Raw genomic sequence first — 12,251 nt, 5'->3', positions numbered from 1 at the left:
TCCTATTTTCCGCCGGATTTATTCTACCGTCGTTCGCCCAGCATATAATATTGGTGCATGCAGGGACAAATATTGGGCTGTATTCCACTATCGATGGCGTGATGTCGCCTCTTCCTCTTCCCGGCGCAGAACGGAGATGATCTTGGCGTAGGCCCTTGCCTGCTCTTCATGCCTCGTCCGCTCCACCGGGCAGATGGCCAGATCGGCATGATTCAATTCGGCCTTTCTGCGACGGTCGAGATAATCGAACTGGCTCATGACTATTTCCATCGTGCCGGCGGCGTCCATTGTCTGGCCATGTGCGACGCTGATCGCGTGACGCTGCCCTCGATCAGCCTGTCCTTCATCAGGACGCGGAAGGCGTCCGCGTCCCGCGGATCGAGCAGGACGACCCGCGCCCCGCCCGACACCAGTTCCTCCAGCGCGGATATGCGGAAGGCATGCTTCGTGCACATCGTCTTGATGCTGTCCGGCGTGGCGCGGACGTTGACGACCCTGCTCATGCCGCGCCGCCCTCCACGTTGAAGGGAAAGGGGTTGAAGGGCGTCGAACCGTCCGCCCGCCTGGAACGATAGGGATGGGGGTGATGGCGGATTCGCGTCGCATATCCCTGCGCGAGCCGTTCGTGGACGCGGCCGGCCTCCGGACTGTGCGCCGTCCGGGCGCGCAGCAGTTCTTCCTGTTCGCGCTTGAGCAGATAGTTCAGGTCTTCCATGACGAGGCTCCTCGGCTGGCAAGCGGGAGCACGATGGTCTCTCTGTCACGGCGAATGCTTGCGGCAAATTTCGCGCAATAAAGGAACCGTAGCACAAGGGGCCGCTCCCGTCTCGCGCGAAAGTCGTGCAAGTTCCAAAAACTTCTGTTCGGGTCATGCAGAGGATGCTACCAGCAGTCATCGGATTTCCGCTTCGCACGATCCGACAGAGAGACTTGCGTGCTCCCGCGCAGAGGGAGCATGTCGTGCAGGAAGATTGTCTTTCCTTTCAGGTCGCGCCGGTCGTATCGGTCGTCGTGCCGATCCTTCCGGGACGGTGCGTCTTCGGACGGAGCGGCTGATGCCGCGAATATGACGGCGCTGCGGCGCTCCCGTTGTTCCAGACTGTTATCCAAGGCCCCATGACGATCCAGCCCCCATCTCCCCCATCGCTCTCCCGTATCCAGCAGAACTGGCTTGCCGCGAACGAGCGGCGGTTGCTTGGCTGGCTGTGCGGCCGGATGCCCGCTTGGGTCACGCCGGACCGGTTGACGGCGACTGGAATGGTCGGCGCGCTGATGATATTCGCCGGCTATGCCGCCAGCAACGTCGCGCCGGCCTGGCTGCTGTTGGCGATTGCGGGCTATGCGGTGCAGTGGTTCGGTGACTCCATGGACGGCAGCCTGGCGCGCTATCGGCGGATCGAGCGACCGTCCTACGGTTATTTCATCGATCATAGCTGCGATGGGCTGGCGACGCTGCTCATCCTTGCCGGGATCGGCCTCAGCCCGTTCGTGACGATGGATGTCGCGCTGATCGCGCTGGCGGGTTATCTGCTGCTGTCGATCCATGCCTTTCTGTCCGCGCGGGTATTGGGGGAATTGAAGCTTTCCTATCTTTCCGCCGGGCCGACCGAACTCAGGCTGCTGCTGATCGGACTGACGGTCATGATGATGGTGCTGGGGTCCGGTCCGGGTCTGTTCGGGCGCTGGTCGGGCTTCGACCTCTTCGTCGGGACGGCCGGTTCGATCCTGATCCTTCTTTTCATCGGCCAGACCCTGGTCACGGGCAGAAGGCTCGCTCTGGCGGAAACGGCGCATCGCCATGCTTCCAAATGAGGCGGCGGCGCCCCGGATCGGTGCGGGGGCGCTCATCATCGGGAGACAGTCATGACCGTGCGCCTCGCCCATTTCGCCATAGAGGCCGACGGCGAAAGCTATCGGTTGCGCCTGACGCTGGAGGACGGTTCGATCCTGGTGGTCGGGGCGTCCTTCGATCAGCTCGACCGATTGGGCGAGGAGATAGACCGGCGTCTGGACGCCGACCAGGACCTGTTGCCGCCCGATCTCTGAAGCAGCCGATCATCGGCATCTGCCCTAGGGCAGAAGCGATTTCAGCGCGCTGCGCAAGCGGTCGGGCCTGAACGGCTTCACCAGGCGCGGCACGTCCGCGAAGCGGGCGGGGATGGTCCATCCGTCATAGCCCGTGGCGAAGGCGAAGGGGATGCGCTGTTCCACCAGCGCGTCGGCGACGGGAAACGCCATGTCGCCGCACAGATTGACGTCGAGCACGGCCAGGTCGATCCGCGTTCCGGACCCGATCAGGGATAGCGCGTCCGCGACGCGCGGCACCGGCCCCAGGATCACGGCATTGTCCTGTTCCAGGGCCTCGGCAATATCGGCGGCGATGAGATATTCATCCTCTGCGATCAATATGCGGCAATCCTGCAGCGCAGCTTCCGTCATCTTACACCGCCTTCACTATCCTCAGAGGGGACGCGCACGTCGATCGTGCAATGAACGCCGTCGGTTTCCACGGCGTAGCTGGTTTGCGCATTGAGCTGATAGGGCAAGGCGCGTTCGATCAGTTCCCGACCATAGCCGCCGCCCTTCGGCTCCGCACCGGGGGCGGGCAGTTCGGACACGCCGCGCTCGCGCCAGTCGACGAACAGCCGGCATTCGCCCGGCGCGGGCCTGCGGATGTCCCAGCGGACCTCCAGCCGGCCGGCGGGTTGCGACAGCGCGCCATATTTCACCGCGTTGGTCGCCAGTTCGTGCAGGGCGAGCGCGAGCGTCTGAACCGTCGCCGATTTCAGCGATATGCCGGCCGGCCCGGTAAGCGTCACATGCTCTCCCCTGCCGTCTGCATCCAGCGGGACATGGGCGGACAGTTCCTCGCGCAGCAGCGCGTCGAACGTGACCCGCAGCCCGCCCTTGCGACGGGATAGCAGTCCCTGGACGCGGGCCAGCGCATCGAATCGGTCCCCGATGCACTGGGCGAAATGATCGAGCGAATGGCTGCCCTTCAGCGTGCGCGCCGTGACCGACTGGACCACCGCCATCAGGTTGCGCGTGCGGTGCTGAAGTTCCCCCACCAGCACTTCCTGATGCGCCTGCAACTGGACGATGTCGTCGACATCGGTCGACGTTCCCAGCCATTCGAGCAAGCTGCTCTCGCTGGAGCGCACGGGCACGCCGCGGGTACGGAAATGGCGGTAGCGCCGGTCCTGCGCGTTGAATATCCGTCCTTCGATCTCCAGGCTGCCGGTCTGTTGCGCCCGGGTCCATGCCGCCATGGCATGGTCCCGGTCGTCGGGATGGAGCATCTCCAGCCAGCCGAGCGACCGGCTGGCCTTCTCGCTCTGGCCGGTGAAGGCGCTCCATTGCGGGCTGGACCAGGTCCACTGGCCGCTGTCCACGGCGCGCCAGACGAGCTGGGGCATGCCCTCGATCAGCGTGCGGAACCGCAACTCGCTGCGTTGAAGCGCCTCCATGGCGGTGCGCTGCTCATGCATGTCGGTGGCGGCGGCGAACCAGGCGAGGATCGTGCCGTTCGCGTCGCGCATCGGTTCGGCGCGGATCAGGAACCAGCGATAATCGCCCTGCGCGTCGCGAATGCGATGCTGCTCCTGATAGACGGTGCCCGCCGCCATCGCCTGCGCCCAGGCCGCGAGGGAGGAGGCGCGGTCCAGCGGATGCAGCGCATTGGCCCAGCCTTCTTCCTTCAGTTCCTCCTCATCCCAGCCGGTATAGTCGCACCAGCGCTGGTTGAACCAGTTGGCATGGCCGGTGGCGTCGCTGCGCCAGAGGAGGTCGGGCACGAGGTCCGCGATCGTGCGCAGGGAGTCCTCGGTCGCGCGCAACGTGTCGTTGATCTCCTGGATCTGGCGAGTGCGTTCCTCGACGCGGCTGTCCAGTTCGTGATTGGCCTGTTGCAGGCTGCTGTTGGCGACCTCCAGTTCCTCCGTCAGGACCTGCAATTCCTCGAAGGCGACGCGCAGCTCCTCTTTGGCCTGCCCCTGTTCGACGGACGGCAGGGAAGGGGGCGCCGGCGGCGGCGCCGAGCGGGCGGCCTGAAGGTCCTGCGACAATTGGGTCACGCGGCGGCTCAGCCGGTCGCGATCCTCCATCAGGCGCGCATTCTCCTCCAGCGAGGATTCGAGGGACGTGCGCAACTGTTCGACCTCGTCGAGCAGCCTGGCGCTGATCTGCCCCGGAGCTTCAGCCTTGTTGCCCATGATTTTCCCTGTTGCGTCACCCTGATAACGCGCCCGCGGGGGAATTGGGTCTAAAATAAGTTGGTTCCGTCTGAACCTTTTTGTCGGCACGCTTCGTTGCCTCCCTGGAGAAGCGCAGCATGCCCAGCAGGGACATTATCGTGATCGGGGCATCGGCCGGGGGAGTGGATGCCCTGCGCCGGCTCTGTGCCGCGCTGCCCGCCGATCTTCGCGCCTCGCTGTTCATCGCCCAGCATCTTTCGCCTTCGGCGCGCAGCGTGCTGCCGCAATTGCTCGACAGGGCCGGGCCCTTGCCTGCTCTGTCCCCGGTGGACGGACAGGCGATCGAGCCGGGGCGCATCTATGTGTGCGCGCCCGACATGCATCTGCTGCTGCGTCCCGGCAGGATATTGATGCGGCGCGGTCCCTATGAGAACCGCACGCGGCCGGCGGTGAACGCCCTGTTCCGATCGGCGGCGATCCATTATGGCGGGCGCGTGACCGGCATCGTGCTGACCGGCCTGCTGGACGACGGGACCGATGGGCTGATCGCGGTCAAGGCGGCCGGCGGGCTTTCGGTCGTGCAGGACCCCGCCGACGCGGAATGGCCGTCCATGCCGTGCAATGCGCTGAAGCGCGATCATGTCGACCATGCGCTTGCCCTGGACCATATGCCCGACCTGCTCGCGCGGCTGGTGCGGGAGGAAGCGGGGCCGACCATACCCCTGCCCGAGGAATATCTGATCGAGGACCTCATTGCCGCACAGGAGTTTGCCGTGGCCGAACCGCAGATCGTCACGCCGGGTGAGCCCAGCCACCTGTCCTGCCCCGATTGCGGGGGCGTGCTGAACCATATCGAGACCGAGGATGAAGTCCGCTTCCGCTGCCAGGTCGGCCATGCCTTCACGCCGCTGGGACTGGCGGCGGCGCAGAATGACGAACTGGAGCGGGCGCTGGCGATTGCGGTGCGGACGCATCGGGATCGCATCCGGCTGTTCGCACAGATGCAGGACAGTGCGGAGAAACGGGGCCTGGCGCATGCGGTCCGGCGCTGGACGGAAGCTTCGCGGGAAAGCGGGCATATGATCGAGGTGCTGGAAGAGGCGATGACGAGCCTGCGCAAGGCGTCGAACGAAGCGGAGGGTTGAGCCCGTCCGGCGGCCGGCCGTAATGGAGCAGCAGCGCGCTCATCTCTGCAAGGGGGCAGACATGGTCCACCGGCGCGCAGGCGATGGCCCGTTGCGGCATGGAAGGAGCGACCGCCTCCGCCGGGTCCTGCACGATCGCGATGCCGCCGCCCTGCTTGATCGCCAGCAGACCCGCCGAACCGTCCTGCAGCTTCCCGGTCAGCACGATGCCGACGACGCGCGGGCCGTAGGCGGCGGCGGAGGATCGGAACAGCGGGTCGATGGCGGGCCTGCTGAAATTCTCCTTGTCGCCATGGGCCAGCCTGACGCGGCCGCCCTCCACCGTCATGTGCAGGTCGGGCGGGGCGACATAGATATGCCCGGCTAGTATCTCCTCGCCATCGGCGGGCTGGCCGGCGGGCAGCTTGCCAGCGCGGTTCAATATGTCCGCGAGCCGGCTGACGCCGGTGCCGACATGCAGTACGATGAGCATGGCCGCGTCCATCCCGGCGGGAAGCTGCGCCACCAGCCGGACGAGCGCATCGACGCCGCCAGTGGAGGCGCCGACGACGATGATGTCATGGCCGGCCATGTGCCGCCTTTCTATTCGAGCGCGGCGGACAGTTCGCGCTCGCTCCTGTCATATACCATGGCGACGAGGATGGGCGGCGTTTCTTCGGAAAAATATTGCAGGCGCAGGTCGACGGGCAGACTGCCGCCTTCGCCGAACCGCATCGCCGTCTGGAGGGGCAGCTCCGGCAGTTCGCCGCCCAGCAGCGGGGCGAGGATGGCGTGCAGGTCGTCGGCGGATATGTCCGGCAGCAGGTCGGGCAGGGCCATGCGCGAAAGCTGGTGGGCGTTGAAGCCCAGCTTCTTCTGCGCGCTGTCGTTCACCAGCAGGAAGCGCAGATTATCGGGGTCCAGAAAGTAGATCTGATTGGCCGCGCCGCCCAGCACGCGGCCAAGATAACGGGTGTAATCCTCGCTGTTGCGTTCGTCGGTAATGTCCTGGAAGACGAGCACCAGCCCGTGATTTGCGCCGATTTCGTCCATCAGGCCGGTAATGCGTATCCGGCAGATGATGCGGCGTCCGCGTCGGTCCAGCCCCTCGAGCTGGCGCTCGGTCTGCTCCTCCGACCCCGACTGGACCGCGATCATGCTGTCGCGCAACTGTTGGACGGGCAGGCCGATGTCCAGCCTGTCGAAACTGGTGCCGAGCACCTCCTCCGCGCGCAGGCCCCAGCTGTTTTCGCTCCAGCGGTTCCAGCTCTGGATGAAATGGCGCGGGTCGAGCACGACGATGCCCGCATTCATCGAGCGCAGCACCGATTCCAGATGGAGGCGGTACCCCGCGGCCTGTTCGGCCTGTATGCGCAGTTCCTCGTTGACCGACTCCATTTCCTCATTGGAGGAGCGGGCTTCCTCGTTCAGCGTTTCCAGTTCCTCATTGGTGGACTGGAGTTCCTCATTGGTGGTCTCCAGCTCCTCATTGGTGGACTGAAGCTCCTCATTTGTGGTTTCCAGCTCTTCATTGGCGGACTGGAGTTCCTCGATCGACTGTTCGAGATTTTCCTGCGCCGCCTCCAGTTCCCGCCGCAAGCCGTGAATGCCGGTATGGTCGTGGAAGGCGAGCAGGATGGCATGCACGCTGCCGTCCGCGCGCTGGAGCGGGCGGACGTCGATGGTGAGCCGCATCACCTCCGTCTGGTTGAGCCGATATTCCTGGTCCTCCAGCCGCAGGCCCCTGCGGCCGCGGAACGCCTCATCTATGGGGCCGCGCAATTCTATGGGACGGTAGGAAATGGGCAGGTCCTGGAACGGCCGGCCAAGATCGGCCTCGCCCACGCCCAGCAGGTTGCGGGCCGGTAGATTGGCGAGCGCCACCGCGCCGCTGTCGTCGATCACCAGCAGGGCGGTGCCGACCTCGTCGATCACGGCTTCCAGCAGGTGGACGTCGGGCAGGGGCATGTCGAGCCGGGTCGGGCGGTTGGCGGTGAAGCTGCCGTTCAGGGGGCGGCGCCATTCCTGGGGCACCTTGGCGAAGATGCGGTGCTTCATGTCGACGGGCCGGAACAGCGAGGATCGCGCAAGCTGCGTTTCCGCCTTGCCCAGGAACAGGAAACCGTCGGGGTTCAGCGCATAATGCAGGCGCGGCAGCACGATCGACTGGGTTTCGGCCTCCAGATAGATCAGCAGGTTGCGGCAGGTGAGCAGGTCGATGCGCGAGATGGGCGCGTCATGCACGACATTGTGGCGGCCGAAGATCACGCATTTGCGCAATTCCCGCTCGAACACATAATGATTGCTGGTACGCTCGAAATATTTTTCGAGCAGATGGCCGGGCACGCTCTCGACCTCCCGGGGCGAATAGGTGGCGACCCGCGCCACCTTCAGCGCTTCCTCGTCCAGATCTGTCGCATATATCTTCACGCGCCGGCAGAAGTCGGCCATGCCCATCGCCTCGGCCAGCAGCATGGCGATGGAATAGGGTTCCTCGCCGCTGGCGCAGCCCACGCTCCAGACCCGGATCGCGCGGTCGTCCTCCGCATTTTTGAGGATTTCCGGGATCACCTCGTCGCGGATCACGTTCCACGCATCCTCGTCGCGGAAGAAGGAGGTGACGTTGATCAGGACGGTGTTCAGCAGTTCCTCATATTCGCTGGGCTGCGCCTCCAGGCAGGTACGGTAGGCGGCGAAATCCTCCGCGCCGACCGCCTCCATCCGCAGGGAGATGCGCCGCCGCAGGCTGGTGCGCTTGTAGCCGCGGAAGTCCAGTCCCCGACTCTCCTGAATGTGGCGCAGCAGGGCTTCGAACTCGGGATCGGGGGCAGCTCTTTCGACCATTGAACTCTTTCGGCTCCGCAACAGGATTGCCCTTGCTATGCCCGAATGGCGCCGCCGTCCATGCCGCTTGCTTGCAAAGCCGAAATATCAACGGGTTGCCGGGCCGCAACAGGGTCAATCGTCCGTTTCAGCGACGCCGTTGCGATTGTCGTCCTCGCCCACCTTGCGGCCGCCCAGATGGCCGGTGCCGTGATAGCCGATCTCCGTCTGCCCGCCATGGCCCATGCGGCTGCCGAAGTCGTTTTTCGATTTCCTGCGCCCGTGCGGATAGGGGGCGCCGGCGCTTTCCCCGCCGGGACTCGCGGCGGACATGTCGAGATCGCTGACCCCGTCCGGATGGGCGCGCCTGCCGCCTTCCTGCCGCGGCTGCATGCGCCTGTCTTCGCCGTCGCTGTCGCCGTCGTCGTGGGTGGACGCCATGTCCGCGCCGCCCGCCTCGACGAAGGCGGTGCCGGATATGTCCTCCACCTCCGCCTTCACGCCTGTGATCCGGCGCCGCCTTGGACCTTTTCCAGCCGGTTCGTCGGCGGCGCGTTCGCCGCGCCAGCCCTGTTCGGGCGGCGCCGCGTCGTCCCTGATGGGCGATCCTTGCCCTTGCAGAAATGCATTGCGGTCGTTCATCGCGCGTCTTCCTGAAAATATCCGCTTTCCAAAGCAACGCATCGGGTGGAGGGGCGATCCGCGCGGGACGATAAACTGGATCAGCTTCGGACTGTCTTTTCCATGGCGCGGCGTTCGCCACCGGAAGCGCAGCCGGAGCCCGGATGCCGGTCCTTCATCGGAAATCCTGCCGGGTGGGGACGGAAGTTTCCAGGCTTCTGCTTCCGATACTTTCATGATACGGGCCGCCATGATTGTCGATCCGGAATGGTTCTGGATCGCAGTCGAAGTTTTCCGGCGGAAATATCGTAGATCGGTTCGCTGTAAACTGCATTAGCGTTCCATCGCGGATCGCGGAACGCTTGCTCCCGGTGAGGCTTAACTGTCCTTGTTCGATGTGGGAGCAATCATGAGCAGGGTAAATAGAAGCGCCAGGGCAACGGCAAGATTGCTCGTCGGTGCGGCCATAGAGGCGGCGGGGATCGCGGCCCTGTGCATCCTGCTTCATGTCTGGCTGACCGGCGCGCCGCTTCGGCGGGAGGCGGTCATGGCGGCGGTGCTGGGCGCCGGAGCGATGGTTCTGATCGCCGGGGGTGTGCTGGCCTGCGTCCGCCATATCCTGCACGGCGAATTCAAACCCGGCGGGGCCAGCGCCCGCACCCATCATCCCGACATATTTTCATCCGGCGGCGGAGTCTGAGGAGACCATTCCATGTTCATGCATAACAAGCGGCTTCAATATACGGTCAGGGTTTCGGAAACCAATCCTGCGCTCGCTTCGCTTCTTCTGGAACAATTTGGCGGACCGGACGGAGAACTGGCGGCGGCCATGCGCTATTTCACCCAGGGCCTTGCCGAGGACGATCCCGGCCGGAAGGACATGCTGCTGGACATTGCGACCGAGGAACTCAGTCACCTGGAAGTGATCGGATCGATCGTCGCCATGCTGAACAAGGGCGCGAAGTCGGCCTTGACCGAAGCGTCGATGGAGGAGGCGGAACTCTACATGTCGCTGAATGCGGGCGGCAACAGCCATACCCAGTCGATCCTCTATGGCGGCGGGCCTTCGCTCACCAACAGTTCGGGCGTTCCATGGACGGCCGCCTATGTCGACAGCCGCGGCGACCCGACCTGCGACCTGCGGTCCAACATCGCGGCGGAAAGCAGGGCCAAGATCATCTACGAACGGCTGATCAACATCACCGACGATCCGGGCGTCAAGGATGCGCTGGGTTTCCTGATGACGCGGGAGGTTTCGCACCAGAAGAGCTTCGAGAAGGCGCTCTATTCGATCAAGGACAATTTCCCCGCCGGCAAGCTGCCCGGCCTTGCTCCCTATGCCAACCTCTATGTCAACGCCTCCCAGGGGGAGGGCGATGCGGTCGGCCCCTGGAATACGGGCGAGCAATGGGAACGGCTGGACGATGTCGAGGGCAAGCTGCCGGTCGATGGCGGCGACGGCCAGGCCTCGGTCACGCTCCGCGAGCAGGAGATGCAGGATTTCGCGGCCATGACCGGCCGGCTGCAGTCCGATCCCAACGCCAATCCGGTGACAGGCGCGGACCTGGGCGGCGGGCCAGGCGCGGGCAAGTTGAGCGACGAGGATCTGGGCGGGGCGAGCGACATGGCCGACGCCCGGTCGCAGGCCGCCGCCAAGAGCCCCCTCCCGTCCGACGGGGAGTGAGATGGACCAGGACACCGTCCGGCACATGTTCATCGTCGGTCTGCGCGACGCCCATGCCGTCGAGCATCAGGCGCTGGGCATCATGGACCGGCAGATCGAGCATCTCGCCCAATATACCGAGGTCGAGGCGCGGCTTCGCAGCCACAGGGGCGAAACCGAACGCCAGATAGAACGGCTGGAGGGCATATTGGACGCGCTGGGCGACAGTCCGTCGGCCATCAAGGACGCGGCGCTGAAGTTCGGGGGAAGCGTTGCTGCGCTGTCCCACGCGCTGGCGCCGGACGAGGTCATCAAGAACAGCCTCGCCAACTATGCGTTCGAAAATTATGAGGCGGCGGCCTACAAGGCCCTGATCGCCATGGCCAAGGCGGGCGGGTTCGAAGCGGCCATTCCCGTGCTGGAGGAAAGCCTGCGCGAAGAACTGGCGATGGCCACCTTCCTGGACGAGATGCTGCCCAGGGTGATCGACAGGTTCCTCGCGCTGCGCAGCCGGGGAGAGCAGGCCAGCCATTGAGCATCGACCTGTCGCCGGTTCTGGCCGGCACGATTGCAAGCCTGCTGGCAGGCGCGGCGACCGGCTTGGGCGGATTGCCCATATTGGGCATCGGCCTGTCGGCGGCGCGCTGTCAGGGCGTGATGCTGGGATTTGCGGCGGGCGTGATGCTCGCCGCTTCCTTCTTCTCTCTGATCGTGCCCGCCATCGGTATATTGGACCGGCAGGGCATCGGCTCCTGGCCGGCGGCGGCCATGATTGCCGTGGCGGTACTGGTCGGCGGGGCGCTGCTGCTGGTCCTCGGTCGCTTTTCCGTCGAGCGTTTCACCAGCGAGGAGGGGCTGGACCGGACGGGCCATCGCATCTGGCTGCTGGTCGCGGCGATCACGCTGCATAACGCGCCGGAGGGGCTGGCGGTCGGCGTCAGCTTCGCGCGGGATGCGGGGGGAGAGGGCTATGCCACGGCCCTGGGCATCGGAATCCAGAACATACCCGAAGGTTTCGCCGTGGGCAGCGCGTTGGCGTTGCGCTATCCGCCGTTCCTGGCCTTTGCCGGGGCGCTGGCATCGGGACTGGTGGAACCGGTGTTCGGCGCGCTGGGCGCGACGCTGGTGCATCGCTTCGCCATGCTGTTGCCGATCGCCCTGTGCCTTGCGGCGGGGGCGATGATCAGCGTCGTGATGAGCCAGATCGCCCCTGAACTTGGCGAGGACGGGCATGCCGCCCAGGGAAGCCTGCTGATCGGCCTTGCGGTGATGACCTGCCTCGACGTCGCGCTCGGTTGAGGGCGTTCAGCGGCCCGGCGACCGCAGCGTGAGCGCTGCGGGATAGAGAAGCGCCATGCCGCAAACGGCCAGCAGGACGATGAGCATCAGCATGGCCATGGACGCCCCGACCCGGCGACGACGCAGCGCGACGAGGATGCCGGTCAATCCCGCCAGCGCGACCGCCGCGACGATGGCTATGATGATCATGCCGCCTGCCTGCCCGACTTGATCATGCCGGGAATCGGGTGTTTCGCGACCAGCCTGCGCCGTCGTTCATCCTTGTTGATCATGCTGCGCCTTGCCATGCTGTTTTGTCGAAAATCTTCCGATGAAGAAGCGCCGATGAAGGAAGATGTCACCAACACAGATGAATCCGGAGGCGATTTCTTCCCCATTTCATGGGTTGCGCTAACATAGGAAAGGACGTGTTTCTGCGTTCCGGCAAAGGCGATTCCGCGCTAAGATGGATCAGCGTCCATTCCGATGCGGTCGGGGCGGTTCCGCTCTACTCTTCTCCTCATCGTCCGGCTCGCCCGTGATCATCCG

Annotated in this window: 16 protein-coding genes and 1 pseudogene; 7 read left to right on the top strand and 10 right to left on the bottom strand. The window is 65.0% G+C overall.

What is annotated here, in order from left to right:
- Positions 1-87: 87 nt before the first annotated feature.
- From LDB29_RS11405 to LDB29_RS11395, 3 genes are read right to left on the bottom strand one after another with little or no spacing between them, the layout of a single operon-like run.
- Positions 88-258: a hypothetical protein gene (locus LDB29_RS11405; protein WP_162195972.1), complete on the bottom strand. Its 171-nt coding sequence runs from the start codon at positions 256-258 to the stop codon at positions 88-90.
- Between the two features lie 2 nt (positions 259-260).
- Positions 261-503 (bottom strand): hypothetical protein, encoded by a 243-nt coding sequence (locus LDB29_RS11400; RefSeq protein WP_025547548.1) that lies wholly within the window; start codon positions 501-503, stop codon positions 261-263.
- On the bottom strand, positions 500-715 hold the full coding sequence (locus LDB29_RS11395; protein ID WP_025547547.1) for a hypothetical protein: 216 nt from the start codon (positions 713-715) through the stop codon (positions 500-502). Before LDB29_RS11395 ends, LDB29_RS11400 begins: the two co-directional genes overlap by 4 nt.
- Before the next feature lie 401 nt (positions 716-1,116).
- Between LDB29_RS11395 and LDB29_RS11390 the strand changes: the two genes are divergently transcribed.
- Positions 1,117-1,812 (top strand): CDP-alcohol phosphatidyltransferase family protein, encoded by a 696-nt coding sequence (locus LDB29_RS11390; RefSeq protein ID WP_025547545.1) that lies wholly within the window; start codon positions 1,117-1,119, stop codon positions 1,810-1,812.
- A gap of 51 nt (positions 1,813-1,863) precedes the next feature.
- The gene (locus tag LDB29_RS11385; protein WP_025547543.1) at positions 1,864-2,046 is read left to right on the top strand and encodes a hypothetical protein; all 183 of its coding nucleotides are present in this window, start codon (positions 1,864-1,866) and stop codon (positions 2,044-2,046) included.
- A 24-nt stretch (positions 2,047-2,070) separates the two neighbouring features.
- On the opposite strand, the gene LDB29_RS11380 is transcribed toward LDB29_RS11385, so the two are convergent.
- Together LDB29_RS11380 and LDB29_RS11375 are read right to left on the bottom strand one after the other, a co-directional pair.
- The gene (locus tag LDB29_RS11380) at positions 2,071-2,439 is read right to left on the bottom strand and encodes a response regulator (protein ID WP_044662694.1); all 369 of its coding nucleotides are present in this window, start codon (positions 2,437-2,439) and stop codon (positions 2,071-2,073) included.
- A complete protein-coding gene (locus LDB29_RS11375) occupies positions 2,436-4,211 on the bottom strand; it encodes a sensor histidine kinase (protein WP_025547540.1) in 1,776 nt (591 codons plus the stop codon). Before LDB29_RS11375 ends, LDB29_RS11380 begins: the two co-directional genes overlap by 4 nt.
- 119 nt (positions 4,212-4,330) lie before the next feature.
- Here LDB29_RS11375 and LDB29_RS11370 point away from each other — a divergent pair, with 119 nt between their 5' ends.
- The gene (locus tag LDB29_RS11370; protein ID WP_025547538.1) at positions 4,331-5,338 is read left to right on the top strand and encodes a chemotaxis protein CheB; all 1,008 of its coding nucleotides are present in this window, start codon (positions 4,331-4,333) and stop codon (positions 5,336-5,338) included.
- A gap of 91 nt (positions 5,339-5,429) precedes the next feature.
- Here the strand turns inward: LDB29_RS11370 and LDB29_RS29385 are convergent.
- The 3 genes and pseudogenes from LDB29_RS29385 to LDB29_RS11355 form a co-directional block, all read right to left on the bottom strand.
- Positions 5,430-5,909: pseudogene (locus LDB29_RS29385) on the bottom strand (chemotaxis protein CheB); the annotation flags it as partial.
- 11 nt (positions 5,910-5,920) lie between these two features.
- A complete protein-coding gene (locus tag LDB29_RS11360; protein WP_099185644.1) occupies positions 5,921-8,161 on the bottom strand; it encodes a CheR family methyltransferase in 2,241 nt (746 codons plus the stop codon).
- Positions 8,162-8,275: 114 nt separating this feature from the next.
- Positions 8,276-8,782 carry a hypothetical protein gene (locus tag LDB29_RS11355; RefSeq protein WP_025552045.1) on the bottom strand — a complete coding sequence of 169 codons (507 nt, stop codon included), beginning with the start codon at positions 8,780-8,782 and terminating at the stop codon, positions 8,276-8,278.
- A 388-nt stretch (positions 8,783-9,170) separates the two neighbouring features.
- On the opposite strand from LDB29_RS11355, the gene LDB29_RS11350 reads away from it, so the two are divergent.
- Genes LDB29_RS11350 through LDB29_RS11335 form a run of 4 tightly spaced genes read left to right on the top strand, consistent with a single transcriptional unit; the run spans position 9,171 to position 11,723 of the window.
- Positions 9,171-9,461: a hypothetical protein gene (locus LDB29_RS11350; protein ID WP_025552046.1), complete on the top strand. Its 291-nt coding sequence runs from the start codon at positions 9,171-9,173 to the stop codon at positions 9,459-9,461.
- A 12-nt stretch (positions 9,462-9,473) separates the two neighbouring features.
- The gene (locus LDB29_RS11345) at positions 9,474-10,445 is read left to right on the top strand and encodes a manganese catalase family protein (protein ID WP_025552048.1); all 972 of its coding nucleotides are present in this window, start codon (positions 9,474-9,476) and stop codon (positions 10,443-10,445) included.
- A 1-nt stretch (position 10,446) separates the two neighbouring features.
- Positions 10,447-10,959, top strand: a complete 513-nt coding sequence (locus LDB29_RS11340; RefSeq protein ID WP_025552049.1) for a ferritin-like domain-containing protein — start codon at positions 10,447-10,449, stop codon at positions 10,957-10,959.
- Positions 10,956-11,723, top strand: a complete 768-nt coding sequence (locus tag LDB29_RS11335) for a ZIP family metal transporter (protein WP_257554207.1) — start codon at positions 10,956-10,958, stop codon at positions 11,721-11,723. The genes LDB29_RS11340 and LDB29_RS11335 overlap by 4 nt, the downstream gene beginning before the upstream one ends.
- 6 nt (positions 11,724-11,729) lie before the next feature.
- Here the strand turns inward: LDB29_RS11335 and LDB29_RS11330 are convergent, their stop codons facing one another.
- Both LDB29_RS11330 and LDB29_RS11325 read right to left on the bottom strand, forming a co-directional pair.
- Positions 11,730-11,912: a hypothetical protein gene (locus tag LDB29_RS11330; protein ID WP_025552051.1), complete on the bottom strand. Its 183-nt coding sequence runs from the start codon at positions 11,910-11,912 to the stop codon at positions 11,730-11,732.
- Positions 11,909-12,067, bottom strand: a complete 159-nt coding sequence (locus tag LDB29_RS11325; RefSeq protein WP_257554206.1) for a hypothetical protein — start codon at positions 12,065-12,067, stop codon at positions 11,909-11,911. The genes LDB29_RS11330 and LDB29_RS11325 overlap by 4 nt, the downstream gene beginning before the upstream one ends.
- Positions 12,068-12,251 lie beyond the last annotated feature (184 nt).

It is taken from the genome of Sphingobium sp. CFD-2 (assembly GCF_024611135.1).
Classification (GTDB): Bacteria; Pseudomonadota; Alphaproteobacteria; order Sphingomonadales; family Sphingomonadaceae; genus Sphingobium; species Sphingobium fuliginis.
This window is presented reverse-complemented; position numbering and strand designations above follow the sequence as displayed.